The 19,376-nt window shown below is 70.0% G+C and carries 24 protein-coding genes; 8 read left to right on the forward strand and 16 right to left on the reverse strand.

The features are described from left to right. Positions 1 to 25 precede the first annotated feature (25 nt). Both ABD798_RS03340 and ABD798_RS03345 read right to left on the reverse strand, forming a co-directional pair. Positions 26 to 670: a response regulator gene (locus ABD798_RS03340; protein WP_344870977.1), complete on the reverse strand. Its 645-nt coding sequence runs from the start codon at positions 668 to 670 to the stop codon at positions 26 to 28. Next, positions 667 to 1,911, reverse strand: coding sequence for a sensor histidine kinase (locus tag ABD798_RS03345; RefSeq protein WP_344870978.1), 1,245 nt, complete (start codon positions 1,909 to 1,911; stop codon positions 667 to 669). The genes ABD798_RS03340 and ABD798_RS03345 overlap by 4 nt, the downstream gene beginning before the upstream one ends. A 120-nt stretch (positions 1,912 to 2,031) precedes the next feature. Between ABD798_RS03345 and ABD798_RS03350 the strand changes: the two genes are divergently transcribed. Genes ABD798_RS03350 through ABD798_RS03360 form a run of 3 tightly spaced genes read left to right on the forward strand, consistent with a single transcriptional unit; the run spans position 2,032 to position 5,776 of the window. Continuing rightward, positions 2,032 to 3,300, forward strand: a complete 1,269-nt coding sequence (locus ABD798_RS03350) for a hypothetical protein (RefSeq protein WP_344870979.1) — start codon at positions 2,032 to 2,034, stop codon at positions 3,298 to 3,300. A gap of 35 nt (positions 3,301 to 3,335) precedes the next feature. After that, complete coding sequence (locus tag ABD798_RS03355) at positions 3,336 to 4,550, forward strand: AAA family ATPase (protein WP_344870980.1); 1,215 nt, start codon at positions 3,336 to 3,338, stop codon at positions 4,548 to 4,550. Continuing rightward, complete coding sequence (locus ABD798_RS03360; RefSeq protein ID WP_344870981.1) at positions 4,547 to 5,776, forward strand: vWA domain-containing protein; 1,230 nt, start codon at positions 4,547 to 4,549, stop codon at positions 5,774 to 5,776. Before ABD798_RS03355 ends, ABD798_RS03360 begins: the two co-directional genes overlap by 4 nt. Here the strand turns inward: ABD798_RS03360 and ABD798_RS03365 are convergent. Then, on the reverse strand, positions 5,751 to 6,575 hold the full coding sequence (locus tag ABD798_RS03365; protein WP_344870982.1) for a class I SAM-dependent methyltransferase: 825 nt from the start codon (positions 6,573 to 6,575) through the stop codon (positions 5,751 to 5,753). The two genes, ABD798_RS03360 and ABD798_RS03365, sit on opposite strands and share 26 nt — an antisense overlap. Positions 6,576 to 6,865: 290 nt before the next feature. On the opposite strand from ABD798_RS03365, the gene ABD798_RS03370 reads away from it, so the two are divergent. Genes ABD798_RS03370 through ABD798_RS03380 form a run of 3 tightly spaced genes read left to right on the forward strand, consistent with a single transcriptional unit; the run spans position 6,866 to position 8,190 of the window. Beyond that, positions 6,866 to 7,255 carry a RidA family protein gene (locus ABD798_RS03370; RefSeq protein WP_344870983.1) on the forward strand — a complete coding sequence of 130 codons (390 nt, stop codon included), beginning with the start codon at positions 6,866 to 6,868 and terminating at the stop codon, positions 7,253 to 7,255. Continuing rightward, positions 7,255 to 7,656, forward strand: a complete 402-nt coding sequence (locus tag ABD798_RS03375) for a hypothetical protein (protein WP_344870984.1) — start codon at positions 7,255 to 7,257, stop codon at positions 7,654 to 7,656. The genes ABD798_RS03370 and ABD798_RS03375 overlap by 1 nt, the downstream gene beginning before the upstream one ends. 42 nt (positions 7,657 to 7,698) lie before the next feature. Then, positions 7,699 to 8,190, forward strand: a complete 492-nt coding sequence (locus ABD798_RS03380) for a hypothetical protein (RefSeq protein ID WP_344870985.1) — start codon at positions 7,699 to 7,701, stop codon at positions 8,188 to 8,190. A 3-nt stretch (positions 8,191 to 8,193) separates the two neighbouring features. Here the strand turns inward: ABD798_RS03380 and ABD798_RS03385 are convergent, their stop codons facing one another. From ABD798_RS03385 to ABD798_RS03405, 5 genes are all read right to left on the reverse strand, one after another. Continuing rightward, on the reverse strand, positions 8,194 to 9,426 hold the full coding sequence (locus ABD798_RS03385; protein ID WP_344870987.1) for an HNH endonuclease signature motif containing protein: 1,233 nt from the start codon (positions 9,424 to 9,426) through the stop codon (positions 8,194 to 8,196). 421 nt (positions 9,427 to 9,847) lie between these two features. Further along, positions 9,848 to 10,090 (reverse strand): ribosomal protein L7/L12, encoded by a 243-nt coding sequence (locus ABD798_RS03390; protein WP_344870988.1) that lies wholly within the window; start codon positions 10,088 to 10,090, stop codon positions 9,848 to 9,850. Between the two features lie 235 nt (positions 10,091 to 10,325). Next, on the reverse strand, positions 10,326 to 11,573 hold the full coding sequence (locus ABD798_RS03395; RefSeq protein ID WP_344870989.1) for an MFS transporter: 1,248 nt from the start codon (positions 11,571 to 11,573) through the stop codon (positions 10,326 to 10,328). Then, positions 11,570 to 11,917, reverse strand: a complete 348-nt coding sequence (locus tag ABD798_RS03400) for a VOC family protein (RefSeq protein ID WP_344870990.1) — start codon at positions 11,915 to 11,917, stop codon at positions 11,570 to 11,572. Before ABD798_RS03400 ends, ABD798_RS03395 begins: the two co-directional genes overlap by 4 nt. Continuing rightward, on the reverse strand, positions 11,917 to 12,069 hold the full coding sequence (locus ABD798_RS03405) for a CopG family transcriptional regulator (RefSeq protein WP_344870991.1): 153 nt from the start codon (positions 12,067 to 12,069) through the stop codon (positions 11,917 to 11,919). The genes ABD798_RS03400 and ABD798_RS03405 overlap by 1 nt, the downstream gene beginning before the upstream one ends. Positions 12,070 to 12,135: 66 nt before the next feature. Here ABD798_RS03405 and ABD798_RS03410 point away from each other — a divergent pair, with 66 nt between their 5' ends. Further along, the gene (locus ABD798_RS03410; protein WP_344870992.1) at positions 12,136 to 12,570 is read left to right on the forward strand and encodes a hypothetical protein; all 435 of its coding nucleotides are present in this window, start codon (positions 12,136 to 12,138) and stop codon (positions 12,568 to 12,570) included. A gap of 31 nt (positions 12,571 to 12,601) precedes the next feature. Here ABD798_RS03410 and ABD798_RS03415 read toward each other — a convergent pair whose 3' ends face one another. The 5 genes from ABD798_RS03415 to ABD798_RS03435 are packed head-to-tail and all read right to left on the reverse strand — an operon-like array spanning position 12,602 to position 15,646. Further along, positions 12,602 to 12,730 carry a hypothetical protein gene (locus ABD798_RS03415; RefSeq protein ID WP_344870993.1) on the reverse strand — a complete coding sequence of 43 codons (129 nt, stop codon included), beginning with the start codon at positions 12,728 to 12,730 and terminating at the stop codon, positions 12,602 to 12,604. Between the two features lie 10 nt (positions 12,731 to 12,740). Continuing rightward, positions 12,741 to 13,292 carry a GNAT family N-acetyltransferase gene (locus ABD798_RS03420; protein WP_344870994.1) on the reverse strand — a complete coding sequence of 184 codons (552 nt, stop codon included), beginning with the start codon at positions 13,290 to 13,292 and terminating at the stop codon, positions 12,741 to 12,743. A 47-nt stretch (positions 13,293 to 13,339) separates the two neighbouring features. Then, entirely contained in the window at positions 13,340 to 13,615 is a 276-nt protein-coding gene (locus ABD798_RS03425) for a hypothetical protein (RefSeq protein WP_344870995.1), read from the reverse strand. 52 nt (positions 13,616 to 13,667) lie between these two features. Then, positions 13,668 to 14,333 (reverse strand): response regulator transcription factor, encoded by a 666-nt coding sequence (locus ABD798_RS03430; RefSeq protein WP_344871088.1) that lies wholly within the window; start codon positions 14,331 to 14,333, stop codon positions 13,668 to 13,670. Next, positions 14,330 to 15,646, reverse strand: coding sequence for a sensor histidine kinase (locus ABD798_RS03435; RefSeq protein WP_344870996.1), 1,317 nt, complete (start codon positions 15,644 to 15,646; stop codon positions 14,330 to 14,332). The genes ABD798_RS03430 and ABD798_RS03435 overlap by 4 nt, the downstream gene beginning before the upstream one ends. A 163-nt stretch (positions 15,647 to 15,809) precedes the next feature. Between ABD798_RS03435 and ABD798_RS03440 the strand changes: the two genes are divergently transcribed. Then, positions 15,810 to 16,487 carry a DUF998 domain-containing protein gene (locus ABD798_RS03440; RefSeq protein ID WP_344870997.1) on the forward strand — a complete coding sequence of 226 codons (678 nt, stop codon included), beginning with the start codon at positions 15,810 to 15,812 and terminating at the stop codon, positions 16,485 to 16,487. Positions 16,488 to 16,586: 99 nt separating this feature from the next. Here the strand turns inward: ABD798_RS03440 and ABD798_RS03445 are convergent, their stop codons facing one another. The 3 genes from ABD798_RS03445 to ABD798_RS03455 form a co-directional block, all read right to left on the reverse strand. Beyond that, the gene (locus tag ABD798_RS03445) at positions 16,587 to 17,207 is read right to left on the reverse strand and encodes a maleylpyruvate isomerase family mycothiol-dependent enzyme (protein WP_344870998.1); all 621 of its coding nucleotides are present in this window, start codon (positions 17,205 to 17,207) and stop codon (positions 16,587 to 16,589) included. 52 nt (positions 17,208 to 17,259) lie between these two features. After that, positions 17,260 to 18,297 carry a polyprenyl synthetase family protein gene (locus ABD798_RS03450; RefSeq protein ID WP_425549154.1) on the reverse strand — a complete coding sequence of 346 codons (1,038 nt, stop codon included), beginning with the start codon at positions 18,295 to 18,297 and terminating at the stop codon, positions 17,260 to 17,262. A gap of 202 nt (positions 18,298 to 18,499) precedes the next feature. Beyond that, entirely contained in the window at positions 18,500 to 19,327 is an 828-nt protein-coding gene (locus ABD798_RS03455) for a CPBP family intramembrane glutamic endopeptidase (protein ID WP_344871000.1), read from the reverse strand. Positions 19,328 to 19,376 lie beyond the last annotated feature (49 nt).

Raw genomic sequence — 19,376 nt, forward strand, 5'->3', positions numbered from 1 at the left:
TCAGCAGAAGGGATGAGACAGGGCCCTAGCTCGGGCGGACGAGTCCGTTCTCGTAGGCGAAGATCACGGCCTGCACCCGGTCGCGGACTTCGAGCTTGGCCAGCACGTGGCCGACGTGGGTCTTCACTGTCGCCTCGGACAGGAACAGCCGCTGCGCGATCTCGGCGTTGGAGAGCCCCTGGGCGATCTCCATCAGCACGTCGCGCTCCCGCGCGGTCAGCCGCTGCACCAGCGGGGAGGCCGCGCGTGCGCCCGCGAGCTGCTCCAGCATGCGGCGGGTCGTGGAGGGCGCGAGCACGGCGTCACCGGCGTGCACGGCGCGGATGGCGTGCAGCACCTCGGCGGCCGAAGCCTCCTTGAGCAGGAAGCCGCTCGCGCCCGCGCGCAGTCCGGCCACGGCGTACTCGTCGAGGTCGAAGGTGGTCAACAGGATCACCTTGGGCGCGTTCTCGCGCGCGGTGACCAGGCCGGTGGCTTCGACGCCGTTCATGCGCGGCATCTGCACGTCCATCAGCACGACGTCAACGGGCGTCTCGTTGAGCTTCGCGACCGCGTCCACTCCGTCGACGGCTTGCACGACGATCTGGATGTCGTCGGTGGCGTCGACCACCATGGCCAGGCCGACGCGGATCAGCTCCTGGTCGTCGACGAGGGCAACTCTGATCGTCATCTCAACGCTTTCCTCGTGCTGACGGGAAATTCGGCGCGCACCCGGAAGCCGCCGCCAACGGGGCCGGCTTCGAAGGCGCCACCTGCGGCGTGCACCCGCTCCTGGACGCCGCGCAGTCCGACCCCGGCGCCGGGGACAGCCGGCCGGTCCTCGGCGACGCCGCCGTCGTCCTCGACGAGGACCACCAACGCCTCCGGCGTGCGCTCGACCGTGATGGCGACCTCGGGGCGGGAGCCCGCGTGCTTGACGCTGTTGGTCAACGCTTCCTGGACGAGGCGGTACGCCGCCACGCCCGCGCTCGGCGTCAGGACCGTGGCGGGACCGCGCTCGGTGAGCCGGACGTCGACGCCTGTCGCGCGCACCCGTTCCACCAACGCCGGAAGTTCCGCGAGCGAGGGCGTCGAGGCTTCTCGTGGAGTGGCGCCGCGCAGCACCTGAAGCGTGCCTCGCATGTCCGCCAAGGCTTCCCGGGCCGCGTCGGCGATGACGGACAGCGCTTGGGCCGCGCGCTCCGGCGACTTGGCGGCGATGGCCGATCCGCCCTCGGCCTGGCGCACGATGACCGCGAGCGAGTGCGCGACGATGTCGTGCATGTCCCTGGCGATCCGCTGGCGCTCGTCGGCGGCCGCGCGCTCCACGGCCTCGGCCGCTTCCGCGGCCAAGCGCTGCCGCCGGTCGAACTGGAAGCGGCCCACGATCCACGCACCCGCCACCGCCGCGCCCAGCGCGAGCAGGGCCAGCAGCAGGGTGAGCCACCCGGCGGGCAGCGCACCGTAGGCCGTCGCCGTCTTCGCCGTGCACAACAACGCTCCGGCAAGGCCGACCCCGAGCGCGAGCAGGCTCGTGCGCCGACGGCAACGCGCGGCGACAGCGTGCAAGTGCACCAGGAAGACCGCCGAGGACGGTATGAAGAACAGCGCGATCTCCATGTGCTCGCCCGACCCCAGCAGCCCGAGCTCGTCGGGCCGCACCACCGCGTTCGGCAGCGCGACGGTCACCGCCATCGCCGAGCTGGCGAGCAGGAACCCGACCTCCGGAGCGATCCGCCGCAGCGCGACGGTGGCGGTCACCACGGCTCCGCAGATCCCCGCGACCCACAGGCTCCAGTCGCGCGTCTGAGCCGCTTCGAGGATGGAGAGCGAGGTCGGGCCCACGATCGCGGCGATGACCACGGCGAGCACCGCGTCCGGGACGACCGGGCGTGCCCGCACCCACCGATCGGCGCGGTCGGACCAGGTCACGGCGCGATCGTATCCCCAAGCCGCTCCGCACGCTCCTGCGAGGGCAGTGCTGCTACGCTCGGCGGCGATGGTTACCCACATGTGCAGATCGGGGGTTCCGTTCGCCAAAGGTGAGTGCTGATGCACCCTTTGACCGCGAATGAGAACGACCGACTTCTTCTCTGGTCGCACGTGCGCGAGTTCGCCGTGCCGACGTCGATGATCGAGTCAGCGACCGCCCGCCGGACAGCGGGTGACTGGGCCGGGGCCTGCGCCGCCGCCCGGGTCGACGTGGATCTGAACCTGCGAGCCCTGGGCCGTGCCCGTGGCGCGCACTTCGCGGCGCGAATCCGCGCTGATCTGCGACATCTGGCTCCCGACCTGCTCCGCTGGCACTTCCCGCGAACGGCTCCGGACGGCTTGCTGAGGCCAGGGCTCACCGTGGCCCTGGCGAAGTACTACCCGGACAGCGACGATCCTGGCAGCGGCGACCCGGTTCACCTGGTGGCGCGAACGCCGCCCGCCTGGGCCGAAGCAGGTCAGCGCATCAGCCTCGCGCTGTGGGAGCGGTCGGGAGCCGGAGCGCACCCGCATCCCCATCCCGACCGGCGGTTCCGCCTCGACCTGCACCGCCACCTGTGGGACGCGCGCAGGACCGGTGAGCTGGCAGAGCGGTCCGGGGGTGAACAGCACTGGCCAGCTGAGGCAGAGTTGTTGCTGCGCAAGGAGAACTGCGCGGAGCGCGTAGTCGTGGTGCGGCTCGGTTCCCGGCGTCGCGTGGTACTGAACCTGGAAGCGCCGGGTGAAACTCCCGGGCGCGGGTCACGCCTGTGGCCGGTTCTGCCGGACGCGGCGACCTGGGTTCTGCCCGACCTTGAGCTGCTCCGTGCGGGGTTGATCGACGCAGACGGACTGCACCCGCTCGTCGCGGCCGCGCTCGTTCCGGACCACCGGCCAGCCGGTGCGCGCCGAGAAGGCGTTGCGGGCCAACGCCTTGTCGACTGCCGCGGCTCCACACACCGGATCGCCGTGGTGGACGGAGTGCTGACCCCGCTGGACCACGACTCCGACGAGATCCGCCGCGAGGAACTCCTCTTCGCGTTCGGGGGCCCTCCGTTGCCGTGCCTGCGCGTGATCGATGAGACACACCGACGTCCGGAAGGTCTCGTCGACATCCGTGCGCGGCTCGACCACGGCGACACAGCCGGTGCGCTCGCCGTCGTTGAAAGCTTGCTCGGGTCGGATGTGTTGCTGCGCAACGGTTCCCTCCGCGACGAACTTGAGAGAGCGGTGCGCCACAAGGTGGTGCACGGGCTGTACCGAGCCGGACTGACCGGGCTCGGCCCGACTCCGCGAAACCGGGTCTCCCGCGTTCGCTCCCGTCTGCGCCACGCGTACTCCTCCTGCTGACACACCCCTGCCTCGACTTCCCAAGGTGATCAAACATGCCTCTGCCTGCCCCTGTCCGACAGCTGGACGTCGCCGCCGACCTGCTCGCCCTGCTGGGCGACTCGACCACCGAGCCGCGAGCCGACGCGCAACTGGAAGCCTTGACGCTGGCCGTTTCCGCCGATCTCCCCGTGCTGCTGTGGGGCGAGCCGGGGATCGGCAAGACCGCTGCGCTCAACCAGCTCGCCGACGAGCTCGAACTACCGCTGACGACGGTGATCGCCAGCGTGCACGAACCGTCCGACTTCTCCGGCCTCCCCGTGGTCGGGGACAACCCCGCCGAACAAGGCGTTCCGATGGCCCCACCGGACTGGGCGGTGCGCCTGGTCCGCGCGGGCGAGGGACTGCTGTTCCTCGACGAGCTGTCCACCGCGCCGCCCGCGGTCCAGGCCGCGCTGCTGCGCGTGGTGCTGGAGCGGCGGATCGGTGCCCTGACGCTCCCGCCGGGCGTGCGGATCGTGGCGGCGGCCAATCCGCGTTCCTCCGCCGCTGACGGTTGGGAGCTGAGTCCGCCGCTGGCCAACCGCTTCGTCCACCTCCTGTGGGCGCACGACCACGACGTCGTGGTGCGCGGGCTTGGCGGGACCTGGCCGCGAGCGGTGCTGCCGAAGCTGGCCCCGGATCGCTTGTCCGATGCGGTTTCCTTCGCGCGCAGGGCAGTGTGCGAGCTGCTCGCCGTTCGGCCGAATCTCGTGCACCAACTCCCCAAGACCGAGGCCCGGCGCGGTGGGCCGTGGCCTTCGCCGCGCACCTGGGACATGACGCTGCGGCTGATCGCTTTCGCCACCGCGGCGGGCTCCTCTCGGGAGGTGCTGTCCATGCTGGTGCGGGGCACTGTGGGGGACGGGCCGGGCCTGGAGTTGTTGGCCAGCATGGATCGCATGGATCTGCCGAACCCCGAGACGTTGCTCGCGGACCCCTCGGCGGCGGTGCTGCCCGAGCGCGGCGACCTGCGGCAGACGGTGCTCGACGGGGTGGTGGAGGCGGTGCGCAAGCGACCGGAGCTGGCCAGGTGGAACGCGGCGTGGGCATTGCTGGTGCGGGCCTTGGAGACTGGAGCCCCTGACCTCGTCGTGGTTCCGGCGTCCACGCTCGCCGCGCTCCGCCGCGACGACTGGGAGGTTCCGGCGGCGATCGAGCGGCTGGCCGGGGTCGTGTCGCTGTCGCAGCGAGCTGACCGAGCGGCGATCGCCACGGGTGCCAGCCGATGACGCTGGGGGACTTGGACGAGGAGAAGCTCTTCGCCGCGCGGCTGCACGCCGTCAGGAGTCGGCCGTACCTGGCGACGGCGTTGTTCGCCCTGCACGTGGTGGAGTCGCGGCACGTGCCGACGATGGCCGTTGACCGCCACTGGCGCTGCTACGTCTCACCGGCGTTCGTGGACCGCACGTCGCTGGAGGACTTGGCGGGGGTGTGGGTGCACGAGGTCTCGCACCTGCTGCGCGACCACCACGGCCGCAGTGATCGGTTCGCCGTCGAGCACGAACTGAGCGGGCGGGGCGAGCGGCTGCGGATGAACATCGCCGCGGACTTCGAGATCAACGACGACATCTACGACGAGGACCTGGCGCGACCCGAGGGGGCCGTGGTGCCGGGGATGCTCAGCCTGCACGAGGGGGAGCTGTTGGAGGACTACCTCCGCCAGTTCCGCCTCGGGCCTTACACCGACCAGTTCGCCTGGCTGGACTGCGGCAGCGGCGCGGACGGGCTGGAACGCGGATGGGACCTGGGAGCCGACGGCGCGCACGGGCTCACCGAGGAGGAGCGCGACGCTGTCCGTTTCCGTGTGGCACAAGGCATCACGGCCGCCCCAGGGAGCGTTCCGCAGGGCTGGAAGCGCTGGGCCGAGGAGGCCTTCCACCCGCCGCAGCCGTGGCGGGAGCTGTTGGGCGCGGCGATCCGCACTGCGGTCTCCGGTCCCGGCGTCGGCGAGGACTACACCTACGGGCGCCCTTCTCGCCGGTCCGCCGGTCTGCCCGGCGTCGTGCTTCCGAGCCTGCGGCGCAAGCCACCTCGCGTCCGCGTCATCGTCGACACCTCAGGCTCGGTCAGCGACTCTGAGCTGGGCAGCGCCCTCGTCGAGATCGCCGCGATCGTCCGCGCCGTCGGCGGCCGCCGCGATCTCGTCTCGGTGCTGTCCTGCGACGCCGCCGCCCACGTCACGCACTCGCTGTGCCACGCGGAAGGAATCCCGTTGGTGGGAGGTGGTGGCACGGATCTGCGCGCGGGCTTCGCCACGGCGCTGCGCACGAGCCCCCGCCCGGACGTCGTCGTGGTCCTGACCGACGGCCAAACCCCTTGGCCCGAAGCACAACCGGCTTGCCGGACGGTCGTCGGCCTGTTCCCACGACCGCCGTGGACACACGAGGACGACTACCAGGCGAACAGGCCGCCCTCGTGGGCGCGGGTGGTCACCATTGGAGGCGGTACAGGCTGAGCATGTTGCGCAGCGCGGGAATCCGGCCGAACACGCGGGTGGCCAGGCGCCCGGCCAGCGTCGTCGACACGACGAAGCCCTCCAGGTCGAAGGCGTTGAGCGCGACGGCGCAGCGCAGGTCCGGGTGGATCGACTCCAGCTCCTGCGGGCCGTCGATCGCCCAGTCCAGGCGCGCCCCGCTCATCTTGATCGCTTTGGCGCGCTTGGAGAGTTTGACCCCGGTCGCGCTGAGCGAGTCGAAGACCAAGGCTCCGCTGGGGAAGTGTTCGACCAGGCGCCGGAACAGGAGCCTTCCGTCGGCGGTGTCGAGGTACATGGTCAGCCCTTCGGCGACCACGAGCACCGGCCCGTCGGCGGGCACCTCGGCGAGCCAGTCCGGATCGGTCACCGAGGTGCCGAGCGCGGTGTAGTCGCCCGGGGGCGCCGGGACCAGGTTCTTCCTGAGCGCGATGATCTCCGGGTAGTCCACGTCGATCCAGCGCACGTCCTGGCCGTGCTCGACGCGGTGGGCGCGGCTGTCCAGCCCGCACGCGAGGTGCAGCACGGTCGTGACGGGGTTGGCGGCCAGGAACTCGCGGGCCAGCACGTCGATGTGGGCCGCTCTGATCGCGACGGCGGACTCGTCACCGGGGCGCAGCCCGACGTTGCCGAAGTCGACCTCGAAGTCCGGGTCGGCTTCGATCGCGCGCATCGTGGCGAGCGCGTGCTGGTCGCCGAGGAACGGCTTGTCGGCCAAGGCGTCCATCGCCCTGCCGTAGAGCGTGGTGAGCAGCGTCGCCTGCACGCCGGTCAGCTTCATGGTTCTCCATCACGATCGCCGGAGCGCGGAGCATACGCACAACTCTCCGGAGGAGTTGTGTCCCCTTTTCGCGCCTCACGACCGTCTCGAATGGACGATCCCGTGGGAGGGGTTGCCGCGTGCGCCTTGAACGCTTTGCGGCGCAACGATTATCGCCCAATGTGAGCAGGATTCCCGTTGGTGTGCAAAGGTTTGGAGTGCTCGGCGCCCAGTCCATCACCCTGAAGAAACTTGACAAGCTGGAAAATCTTCGAAGCGTCATGTGGATCAGCTGGGGTTAGGGTGCAGCGATGGAGCACTTCGTCGCCCCGGAACGCGCCGGGGACGCTGCCGCGCTGCGCTATTCCCATGGTGTGCGAGTGAACGGGCTGGTGCTCTTCTCCGGAGTGACCGGCACCCGGCCTGATGGCAGCGTCGCCGCCGATCCTCGGGCGCAGTTCGAGGACGCGTTCGTCCACCTGGGGTTCTCTCTCCGCGAGGCAGGGCTCGGGTTCGAGGACGTCGCCGAGATCACCACCTACCACGTCGGAGCGCGCGAACACCTCGATTGCTTCCTGGCGGTCAAGGACCGGTTTCTGCGCGAGCCGTACCCGGCGTGGACGGCGATCGGGGTCAGCGAACTGCTCACCGAGGGCGCCCTGGTGGAGATCCGCGCCGTCGCGCGTGACCCGAGCGCGTGATGGGCGATCGGCTCCAGGGGTACCGCCGCGTCCTCGAAGCGCGCGAGCCCGACACGTCGGCGGAGCGGCTCGGCGTGCTCGCGCTCGACGAGATCCGCCCGGTTCGCTTGTGGACCGCGCGGAACCCCGCGACCCCGCCGACCGCCTTGGCCGGGCTCGCCGAGGACGAGGACGACACCGTGCGGTGGAACGCCTTGCTCAACCCGAATCTGCCCGACGCGGCGCTGCGCTCCCTCGCCCAGCGGGAGGAGGCGGAGAGCGGTGGGAGGTCTTTCATCGTTCGGTGTCTCGTCGTCCACCACCCCAACGCCTCCGCCGAGCTCCGGGATCAGCTCGTCGCCGCCGGAGCCTGTGAGTGCCCGCGCCCGTGCGGCCGGTACGCCTTCGAGTCCCGCCGCTGATATCCGGGTGCCGATCGGGTCGGCGCGTGTCAGAGTCTGCGCGTGAGCTTCATGGACCTGCTCGTCGACTTCGCCAGGACCGGTCGGATCGGGCCGCTGCACTGCGGGATGTCGTTGGCTGAGGCCGAAGATCTCCTCGGCCCCGGCCGCCCCCACCCCGCGATCGTCATGAAGGGGCCCGACATCAACGGCTACCCCTACGGGTGGTCCGATCTGGACCTGTCCGTCACCCGGCGCACGGTCAGCAGGGTCCGCGTCCAGCTCTGGCCCGGCTCGACGGCGAAGCTCCCGCCGCTCGTGCTGCCCGACTCCGAGTCGTTCGAGGCCACCGTGCTCCGCGAGGACATGATCGCCGCCCTGGACGCCGCAGGCTGCGCCCACGAGGTCGACGAGCGCCTGACCTTCGGCACCCAGTCCGGCATCCTCACCCGGCCCGCCGGAGTGGGGATGATCTTCTGCCTCCCGGCTTCGAACACCGACGTCGCCGATCACGAACGCTACTACCTCCACTCGATTCACAAGGACGCGAGCTGATCACTACCTCCTGAGTCGTGGGTCGACCCGGATGTTGCGTCGAGGCTTCTGCTCCGGGTCCACCCAGGGTGGCGGGATGAAGTCCGGCCGCCCATCCTCAGCGAAGACGATCTTCCAGTCCTCCTGGTGGATCACATGGTGGTGGTGCGAGCACAGCAACGTCATGTTGTTCAGGTCCGTCGGGCCTTGATGCTTGGTCCAGTACAAGACGTGATGAGCCTCGGTCCACGCCGGGGGCCGATCACATCCCGGGAACGCGCACCCCTTGTCCCGCACCGCCAACGCTCTCCGTAGAGGCGGGGGCGCTGTCCGCGTGGTGCGACCGTAGTTGAGCGGAACACCCTCCTCATCCACTGTCACCGGGATGACCTCCGCATCACAGCAGAGCTGCCGGATAAGTGTCGCGGTGGCTTCGCCATCCCAGTCCGTGTGCCCGGACCCGGTCTCGTCCCGGACATCCTTCGCGCGGACGGTGACTACGACCTGAGGACGCACCCCACCACTGGCCGGGAGATCCTTCGTCGCCATCGCAACGGTGATCAACTCACACAAGCCATCGGCATAACGCTGCTCCGTGGTGCGCGGATCCTTCTCACCCCCAACAGGACGAGGCTTCGACACCGCATGCAACGCTTCCTCCACCATCGCACCCTCCAAGGGCGGGAGGCAGCCGGTGAACATCAACCACCCGTGCTGGTTCTTACTCATCCGCAACGACCGAGCCTTCACGCCCTCCTGCTCATCTTTGAACGCACCATCCTGATCAAAGTACGACCGGACCCGTTTGCCCGCATACATCAGCTCTTGCGGGGTCATGTCCGGGGCGTAGTCCAGCAGGGTCTCCTCGGCCTTGGCCGCGACCTCAGCGGGGATGTTCTTGATGACATCAGAGATGATCAACGCGTGCTCACCGCTGAGCACCCCGGAGTACACCGCCTCCCGAGTCAACGGCACGCGCGGCAGGTCATGCACCAACTTCGCACGACGCACCGCTTCACCCGGAGAAATCTTCAAGTGCGACCGCAGCAACGTCGACAAGCTCCTGCACCCTTGCGAGGTATGCAGGCCACGCTCCTCCGCATGGGTAGCGGCATCAGTTTTGACCGCTGTCACCAGATTCGAGAGCTTCTCCAGATCCGCAAGGAACTTCAAGTGCTGTTTCTCGGAGAGCGTATAGACGTCGTGTGCTTGAAGATGATCTAGCAAATGTGCCTGGAGTTCTGAGATATCCAACATGATTTCACCTCCCCCCTGTTGGCTACCTCCAATTTTACAACGTTCTCCGGGAGCGTCAAATCCGTTGCAGGCTAAGGGAAAAGCCAACTTTCAGCCGCGAGCGAAACTGGGTCGGTTTTACCTGGGGTGCGCGTGCCATACGCTTCCCAGCGGGGCCGGGATCCATCCCGTGCCCGCCCGGCCTACTACGGCACGCGCAAGGGGCCCCAGGTCAAGCCGACCCCCACGCTGGAACCGACGCGAGCTGGAAGCCCAGCCGTCCCCCCGCTGGAAGTCCAGCCGTTCCCGGCTTGGAACCCCAGCCGTCCCCGACCTGGAAGTCCAGCCGTACCCGGCTTGGAACCCCAGCCGAGAACCCCAGCCACCCCAAAACCCCAACCCCGCCACCGAACCGCTCGTACGGCGCGAACGACGGCCTGAGCTAGCCGGACGCCCGGACCTCGGCGTTCGCCCCGGCCTCCGCCAACCGGCGCCTCAGCTCATCAGCCCGGGATTTGCGCGTCGCTTCGACGAGCAGCACCGGCGTGTGCGCGATCTTCTCCCGCGCCTCCGCGATGCTCCAGCCCGTGGCTTCGCGAACGATCTGAAGGGTCGGTATCCGCGCCTCCGGGACGTCGAGCAGGAGCACGTCGAACTCATCGCATCCGTCTGCCACGATCTCCACCCCACCGATGCTAGGGCCCGTCCTGCAAGTCGTCAGGTTCGCCGGTCTTCAAGACCACCCAACCCCCATCCCCACCGTCTCCAACACCAGCAAACCCCGCAGGACCGCTGGGTTTGCGGCGGTTAACGATGATCAGCAGAGGGGTTTGCTGGTCTTGAAGACACCCCAACCCTCGGCGGCACCGTGACCGGAACACGCAGCGCAACCACTGACAGGACAGGGCCTGAGGGGCGGCTCAAGAACGAGCCCGGGCGGCCAGCGCGGCGGCGGCGAGGGCGAGGGTGAAGACGGCGTAGGAGGCGAACAGGCCCCACGTGCTCGTCGACGCCAGCGCGCCGCCGATGGCGCGGCCGAGGAGTTGGCCGGTGCACTCGGCGGTGATCACGGCAGTGGCCAGTTCCGTTGCGGTGAAGCCACTTGAACCGGCGGTGGTGGCTCTGACGTAGAGCCCGGGGTAGGCGAGCCCGACGCCGATCCCGCCAACGCCCCATGCGATCAGCAGCACGGGGAACGAGCCCCCGAGGGCGATCGCGCCGGTGGCGAGCGCGGTCATGCCGAGCCCGATCGCCGGGAGGTGCGGCGACGTCAGCTGTGCGGCGACAAGACTCGTGACGGCCCAACCCAACGGGGCCGCGCTGAGGATGACCGCGGCCTGGCCGAGGCTCATCCGGAAGCCGTCGGTCAGCAGCACGGTGATCAGGCTGTCCGCGCCGAAGTACCCGACCCCGAACAGCATCATCGCGCCCAGCGCGGCGGGCGTGCCGGGCCGCAGGCGCGCGGTGCCCGTGGGCATGAGCGACATCATCCCCACGACGGTGACCGACGCGCCGACGATCGCCGGCGGCCACCACCCCGCGCTGAGCACCACGACCAACGCCCCCAAGGGAATCAGCAACGTCCGGCCCCAAGGACGGGGCGCGGCGTCGACGGGGGAGCGGACCGCGCGCACGACCAGCAACCGTCCAAAGAGGACGAACGGAACGGGGAGCAGCAAGGTCCACCGCCACCCCACGAGCTGTTCCAGCCCCAGGGTCGCGGCGGGGCCGACGAGCGCGGGCACGATCCACATCGCCGAGGACACCGCGACCACGCGGACGCGCAGCCGGTCGTCGAGGTGCTGGATCGCCGCGCTGATACCGAAAACGCCGAGCAGCCCGCTCGCGGTCCCGGCGCAGAACTGCCCGAGAGCGAACACCCACGCAGTCTGCGAAGTCGCCGCGAGTGCGAGCCCGCCGAGGTAGGAGATCATGCCCGCGGCCAAGGTCGCCCGTGCTCCCAGTCGGTTCAGCACGCGGCTCGCCAGCGGAAGCGCGACGAACAACCCCAGCGTCGTACCGGCGATGAGCAGGCCGAGCTGGTCCTTGGCCGCCAGATCGACGGCGACGACGGGCAGCAGGGTGGAAGCGACGAACCCGGTCACGGCCGCCGCGAACTCGATCGCGACAACGCCGATCGAGAGCAGCAGCGGACCGGACCGGCTCACGTGTAGAGCGGCCGGTCGTAGAGGTTGACCTGCACCCACACGCCGTCGGGATCTTGGACGCGCAACGAGTGCCCGAAGGCTTCGTCGACCGGCGGTTCGGGCTCGAAACCGGCTGCCCGCAAGCGTTCCGCGACGTCTTCGAGCGGTTCGTCGGCCTCGAAGGCCAGCTCGCATCGGCCGACGTCCTCGGCGGTGCTCCGGTGGATGGCCAGCACGCCGCCGTCACCGGGCAGTTCGAGCCAGCCGCCGGGGCGCGACACAGGCCCCAGTTCCAGGCCGAGCGCGCGGTAGAAGCGCGTCAGGGCGTTGACATCGTCGGTGTAGCGGATCGGCAGCACGCGCATCAGGACCGGTCCTCCTGTCGCAGGTAGTGCTCCAGCGCCTGCTCGACGAAGGAGGAGAGTGACTCGTCGGCGTTGACGGAGGCGAGCTTGACCCGCCGGATGAGGTCGGGGGGCAGGTAGACGTTGAACTGCCGCTTGTCGGCCGGAGGCATGCTAGCAATCTAGCATGCTAGCCAGGTCGCTTGCTCGATCCGGGGAGACAGGCAAGGGTGTGCCGCATGAGGGGGAACGCGGGAAGGGCGGCGCTGATCGCCAAACAGCTGATCGGCGTCTGGCTCGTCGGGTCGCTTCAGGCGGTCGTCGGCGGGGAGCTGCTGATCATCTTCCTCCTCCTGGGGCTCCTGCCAGTGGCAGTCGTGGCGTTGGCGGCCTTGGCCGTCGGCGGATTCGTGCTGCTGTCCTCGGTCGGCAGGGCGACCGCAGGGGCGTCGTCGATGACGGCGGACCGTGAGCGGCGGCTGTGGTGGACGCTGATCGTCCAGGTCGGCGGCATCGCGGCGCTGTACCTCACGTGGACGTGGGACTGGTACCGCGAGCTGGGCGGGTTCTGGCCGGTGCTGCGCCCCGGGTTGCCGTTCGTGGTGCTGGCGGCCGTGCTGGTGCTGGTGCCACGCAAGCACACCAGCACCAGCACCAGTCCGCTCAGCGGTTGAACCGCCAGGTGCTCCCCAGTTGCCCGCCGCGTCAGTAGGCCGTGTGGAAGTCCGAGTCCGGGTTCACCTGCGGCACGACCCTGTCCTCTGTGGAGTCCGGCAGCGCGGCGAGATCGGCGTTGACGCCATAGCCGTTCGGTGAGCAGACCTCGACGGTCATGGGCCTTCCTTCAGCGCTCGGTCAACGCTCGCACGACATCGGGCGAGAGCGTTCGGTCGCTGTAGAGCAGGCGAACGGCAGCGGGATCAGGGTTTCCGGCGTCCGGCCCGCGCCACGCGAAGGTGAGGCCCAGGCGCTCGACCGCCCGGCGGGACTGCTCGTTGCCGTCGAGCACGTAGGCCGTCAGCGGCAGCTCCGGCCGCAGGCGCTGAGCCGCAGTCCTCGCAGCCGCACTGATCTCCTGGGCGTATCCCGCGCCCCACCAGCGGGGTTCCAGTCGGAAGCCGATGTTCCACGCGACGCCGTAGCGGACGAAGCACCCGCCGATGCCGACGAAGTCCCCCTGAGGGCTTCGCGCGATCCACATGCCGAGCCCGTCGCGGTGCCACGCCCCACGCCAGTTCTCGATCATCCGCTTGGTCTGGTCGATCGTGCGGTGGCGGCTCACCGGGTCCGACTCCCACACGCGCGGGTCGGCGTACAGGTCGAAGACCTCGCGCGCGTCCGCCTGCGTCGGCATCCGCAGGGCCAGGCGAGCCGTCGTGATCGCGTCCTCGTGCACCCGGGCATCGTGGACGACCGGCCACGCCGGTACCAATCGAATTCGCCTCACGCCTCCCGTGCCGTCAGCAACCGCTCCAGCTCCGCCTCGGCCTCCTCGCACCCCGCGTCGGAGATCCGTTGCAGCTCCAGCAGATCCTTCGCCGCCACCGCGCGCCGGGTCAGCAACCGCCCCGCGCGCTCGCAGCCCTCGTCCAGCAGTTCGCTCAGCTCGTCAATGTCCCCGCGCGCGTCCGCGAGATCCGCCAGCATGTCCAACGCCGTTTCGTTGCCCTCGTCGGCGAGCGCCCGCAACGTCTCCCGATCAACCCTCGAACCGTTCACGCTCCCACCCTCCAACCCTGCCCCAGGGACAACCTCAACCCCCGCGTTTCGATCACGGCTGGCCGGACTCACCCGCCCTGAGGTAGGTCAGCACCGCGAGCACCCTGCGGTTGGTGTCCTCGGTCGGCGCCAGGTCGAGCTTGGCCAGGATGTTGCCGACGTGCTTGCCCACCGCGGCCTCCGAGACCACCAGGTGGGCGGCGATCGCGGTGTTCGAATGGCCTTGGGCAACCAGGGAGAGCACTTCGCGCTCGCGCGGGGAGAGCCGTTCCAGCGGGTTGGCCCTGCGGGTCAGGAGCTGGCGGACGACGGCCGGGTCCACGACCGTGCCGCCGTCGAGCACCTTGTGCAGGGTGTCGATGAACTCCTCCACGTCGACGACGCGGTCCTTGAGCAGGTAGCCGACCCCGCGCCCGTCGTGCGAGTCCAGCAGCTCGGCGGCGTAGCTGAGCTGCACGTACTGGCTGAGCGCGACCACCGCGAGGTCCGGCCGGGTGCGGCGCAGCTCGACGGCGGCGCGCAGGCCCTCGTCGGTGAAGTCCGGGGGCATGCGGATGTCGGTCACCACGAGGTCCGGGAGGTGCTCGGCGACGGCGGCCTTGAGCTCCTCGCCGTCGCCGACGACCGCGACCACGTCGAAGCCGAACCGGCTCAACAGGCCCGCCAAGCCCTCGCGGAGCAGCACGCCGTCCTCGGCGAGGACGAGTCGCTTCTTCACGTGCACGGCAACTCCACGGTCAGGACGGTCGGGCCGCCAACGGGACTGGACATCGTCATCGTGCCGTCGATCACCGACACGCGGTCCGCCAGGCCGGTCAGACCGGTGCCCTTGCGCGGGTCCGCTCCGCCCCGGCCGTTGTCGCTGACCACGACCTGAAGGCGCTCGCCGAGCTGCCGGACGCGCACGGTGACCGCGCTGGCCCCGCTGTGCTTGGCGACGTTGGCCAGCGCCTCCGCCACGACGAAGTACGCGGTCGCTTCGACGTAGGGCTGCGGGCGGGTCGGCACGTCGGCGTCGACGGTCACCGGGACGCCCGAGCGGCTGGCCAGTTCCTGAAGCGCCGCAACGAGTCCACGGTCGGTCAGCACCTGGGGGTGGATGCCGTTGATCAGCTCGCGAAGCTCGGTCATCAGCTGCTTCGCCTGGTCGTGCGCCTCGCCGACGCTCTGCGCGGCCGCCGAGCCCGCCGGGAGGTCGATGCGGGCGAGCCCGAGCTGCAACGTGAGGCTGACGAGCCGCTGCTGCGCGCCGTCGTGCAGGTCGCGTTCGATGCGCCGCCGCTCGACCTCGAAGGCGTTGACGAGCCTGGCCCGCGAGCGCGAGACCTCCGCGAGTTCCACGCGAAGCTCGTCCTCGGCGGCTCCGCACAGCAGGTAGCGGGCCACCGAGGCGTGCGCTCCGGCCAACGCCGTCCACAGGTAGGGCAGCGCGGGGACCAGCACGAGCGCGGCGATCGCGTACGGCGTGGCTTCGGCGACGGAAGTCAGCTGGATGGTGCCGAGCGACAACGGCGTGACGTCGTTCTGCAACAGCAGCGGGCTCGCGGCGATCGTCACCACGAGCAGCACCAGGACCGCCAGCGCGCCGTAGAGCATCGGCGCCACGATCGCGAGGAGCAGCACGTAGGCCAGCTCGCGCCACGTGGCCGCCTCGGTGTAGCGCGTCCGCAGCCACGTGGCGAGCCCGGGGGAGTGCACGCCGCGATGCCCTGACACGACGGGCCGCCGGTCCAGCAGCCCGAGGCGTCGGCGCTCGAACTCCGCGAGCGGCGGCGCGAGCAGCGCACCGAACAGTCCGACCAGCACGGCGCCCAGGGCCGCGAGAAGTGCCGCTGACGCAAGGGTTTCCACCCGCTTGCTCGCCACGAGGAAGATCCACGGCAGGCCGGGGAAGGCCATCAGGGCGATCGCCGCCGCCGAGGCGAAGGGCGTGGTGATCACGTGTGCGAGGGCTCGCCACGGCCAGGCGGTGAACAGGAATCGCGCTCTGGTGAGCGATTTGAGCGGCGCGTCGATGGGTGGGGCGGTCATGGGACGGACGGTAGACGGGCCGAACCGCGCCCGCCCAGGTGTCTGGCCGTAGTTCCGAGGTAGGGCTGGGCATACCTCGAAGTGGGCGGGTGCTCGTAGTGCTCGCGGCGCTGGGTGGCTGATGGACTCGTGCCCAGCTGACCGAGGAGGACGAACAACCGTGATGGCGCAAAGAAGACTGGTGTTCGCGGCGGCCGCGCTCATCGTCGGACCCCTACAGTTCGCGGCGGCCAACATCGTCGCCCAGCTCGCGTGGACAACGCCGTACAGCTTGGCGCACAACAACATCAGCGACCTGGGCAACGTGCACTGCCAGGTCTCCGAGGACGGCGTTCCCCGGTACATCTGCTCGCCGTTGCACGAGCTGCTGAACACCTCGGCCGTGCTGTGCGGAGTGCTGCTGATCGTCGGCCTGGCGCTGTCCTCGGTGCTGTGGCGCCGTTCCTGGGTGGGCGCGCTCGCGTGCGTCCTGCTCGCCCTCGGCGGCTCCGGCTTCGTCCTGGCCGGTCTCGCTCCCGCCGACGTCGACCTCAACCTGCACGTCGTGGGCGCGTTCCTGATCATGGGCGTTGGCAACCTCGGCCTGGCCCTCAGCGCCTTCGCCCGGCGCGGCAACCCCTTCGCCGAGCTCCGCGTGATCACCGTCGCCGCCACCGCCATCGCGGTCGTCGCGACCTGGACGCACTTCTCCCACAGCTACGGCCCGTTCGGCATGGGCGGAAGCGAGCGCTTCGCCCTCTTCACCACCCAGCTCTGGTTCGTGCTCCTCGGCGCCAACCTGCTCCGCGCCGAAGTTCGCCAGTCTTCAAGACCACCACACCCCTCTGTTGATCATCGTTAACCCCCACAAACCCCACCGGGCCAAGGGTTTGCGGCGGTTAACGACCTCCCAAGCAGGGGTTTGCTGTACTTGAAGACCACCAAACCCCAACCACAAAGCTCACACCGCGAGCGCGGCAAGTCCGGCACCGCTGAGCTCCGCCAAGCCGACCTGCCGCCCGGAAACCGCCAGCAGCAACGACAGCGCGGACCCGCGCACCTCCGGCCCCTCGCCGATCACCACGTCCGTGTCGGTCGCGGTCAACCGCACTCCGGCCACCAGCTCCTTGGCCCCACCGAACGATGCCGGAGTGCGGGCCTGGAGACGGAGCGCTCGCGCTACGGCCTCGTGCGGGTAGGAACGGGTCAGCCCCAACGGCCGTCGGATGTCCTCGCCGTGGACGATCTCCTCGACGAGGCGGCTGTCCAACGGAGCCGGCGGCGTGGAGGTCCGCGTCATCACCTGGCGCAGCCGCGCCAGCGTCTCCTCCGGCGAGGCACCGCGCTGCCGGGAGACGCCGCGCGCGTTCTGGCGGTCGAAGTCGAACCGAGCCCGCACGAGCCCGGTCACGAAACCGATGCGCGTGGTCCGCGCGGAGTCGATGAGGTGGGCGACGACGTCGTGCACGGACCACCCCGCGCACAGTGACGGCTTGTCCCACAGGGCTGCGTCGACCTGCGCGAGGTCATCGATGAGCGCGGCGCGCTCGGCGTGCACGAGAGTCCAGATCGAGTTCGTCATGCCTTCACTACGAGCGGCGCAGCGCCAGATGGACACGGGCTCCAAAAAATCATCAGTGGTCGCGGATCGTCACCAGTGAGACGAGCGCGCGCAGCTCGGCGCCCGCGACCGGTTCGGGGCCGACATCGGCGAGCGCGTGCAGAGCCGCCTGCGCGGAGCGCTCGGCCTCCCGGCGCGCCCATTCCCTGCCGCCAGCCGCCTCGACCAGGTGTGCGGCGCGCTCGATCTCGGTGGGAGTCAGGGCGCGGTCGAGCCGGTACAGCTCGGCCAGCTCCGCCCCCGCGACGGTGCCGGATTCGAGCGCCGCCACCACGGGCAAGGACTTCTTGCGGCTGGCCAGGTCGCTGCCGACGGGCTTGCCCACCACGTCGGGATCTCCCCAGATGCCAAGCACGTCGTCGACCACCTGGAACGCCATGCCCAGGTGTTCGCCCATCCGCTGGAACGCGTCCACCTGCGCGTCGCTGCCACCGCCGGTCACCGCGCCGAGCGCGCACGCGCAGCCCAGCACGGCAGCGGTCTTGCCCGCGGCCATGGCCTGGCACTCCGCCATGCTCACGTGCTCGCGCGCGGGGAAGTCGGTGTCCGCGCTCTGACCGTCCATCAGGCGGCACAGCGTGAGCGCCATCGTTCGCACACCTCGAACCGACGCCGTGCCGCCGCCGTCGGTGAGCACCCGCATCGCCAAGGCCCACAACGCGTCCCCGGCCAGGATCGCCGCCGGCGCCCCGAAGACCGTCCAAGCCGTGGGCCGGTTCCGGCGCGTGGTGTCGCCGTCGATGATGTCGTCGTGCAGCAGGGAGAAGTTGTGCACCAGCTCCACCGACGTCGCCGCCAGGACCGCGTCCTCGGCCGCGCCTCCGACGGCTCGCGCCGATAACAGGGCCAGCGCGGGGCGGAGCCACTTCCCGCCGTTGTCGTCGGTGCGTGGTCGCCCGTGCTCGTCGAGCCAGCCGAAGTGGTAGGCGGCGACCCGCCGCACCGGCTCCGGCAGCGTGTCCACCGCCGCGCGCACGGTCGGCTCGACCGCCGCGCGACACTTCGCGAGGAGCGCCGCCACGTCCCTCCTTTTGGGGTCGTCGCTGGTCATGGCCGTGAGACGGATCTTCTCGTCCGGGTTCGCCGTCATCGCACCCAGGCCCTCCTTCTCGCGCTGCGGCACCCTCGTCAACGGCCCAGGTAGGGCGCGTGAGGGACGCGCACGAAGCACATCCCGGACATGCGGCGCGAGCAACAGTATTCACAGAAAGAAGAAGCCGGGCAGAGCAGGGGACTCTGGCAAATGGTCGTATTTACAGGGCCATTTGGCCCAGTGTCAGCGACAGCACGATGCCGAGGTCCGCGCACACGTGCACCGTCAGGTTCCAGACGAAGCCGCGAGCGCTGAGCATCGCGAACGCGCAGGCCAGCCCGAACGCGGCCGAGGTCAGCACGCCGATCCACCCGCCGGGGTTGCCGCCGAGGTGGCTCAACCCGAACACCGCCGAGCCCAGCGCAAGTGCCGGAGCGAGCGGCATGACCTCGCGCGCCGCCCGCAACGCCGCGCCTCGGTACAGGAACTCCTCGGACGCCGCGTTGATCAGGCAGCCCGCGAGCATCACGGGCAGCCACGGCAGCACCGAAGGCAGGTGGGCCAGCGCTCCGGACGGCAGCTCGGCCAGGAAGATGCCCGGCACCAGCAGGCACAGCAGCGGTCCGAGGATCAGCCAGCCACCCGCGCGCGGCGAACCGGGGCGCAGGTACAGCTCGTCCAGTGACCACCGCTGCCGCCGGGCGAGCAGCGCGGCCAGGCCGACCGAGACGAGCTTGACGCTGTTGACCGCGAGGAACACGACCGGGATCGGCAGGCTCACGAGCGTCCCCGCCACCCCGGGCAGCGACGTGATCACCGTCGTCAGCCAGCCGAAGACCGACGTCGCGGCGAACAGCAGCAGGAGCGGCCGGGCCGGGCTCCACGAGGGGACGGTGCTCATCAGCAGCAGTGCCGCCGTGCCCGCGACGCCGATTCCGATCGACCAGCTCGGCTCGCTCAGCGCGGCCGGAATCCCGCTGGCCACCAGGCCCGCGAAGCATGCCGCTAGGGCGGCTGAGCTGGTGTTTCTCTTGTCAAGGACAGACATGGGCGCTTCTTCTCCTGTCGATTAGTACAGCTGTGATAGAGCGAAGCTA

Origin of the sequence: Allokutzneria multivorans, from assembly GCF_039537405.1 — a bacterium.
GTDB lineage: Bacteria > Actinomycetota > Actinomycetes > Mycobacteriales > Pseudonocardiaceae > Allokutzneria > Allokutzneria multivorans.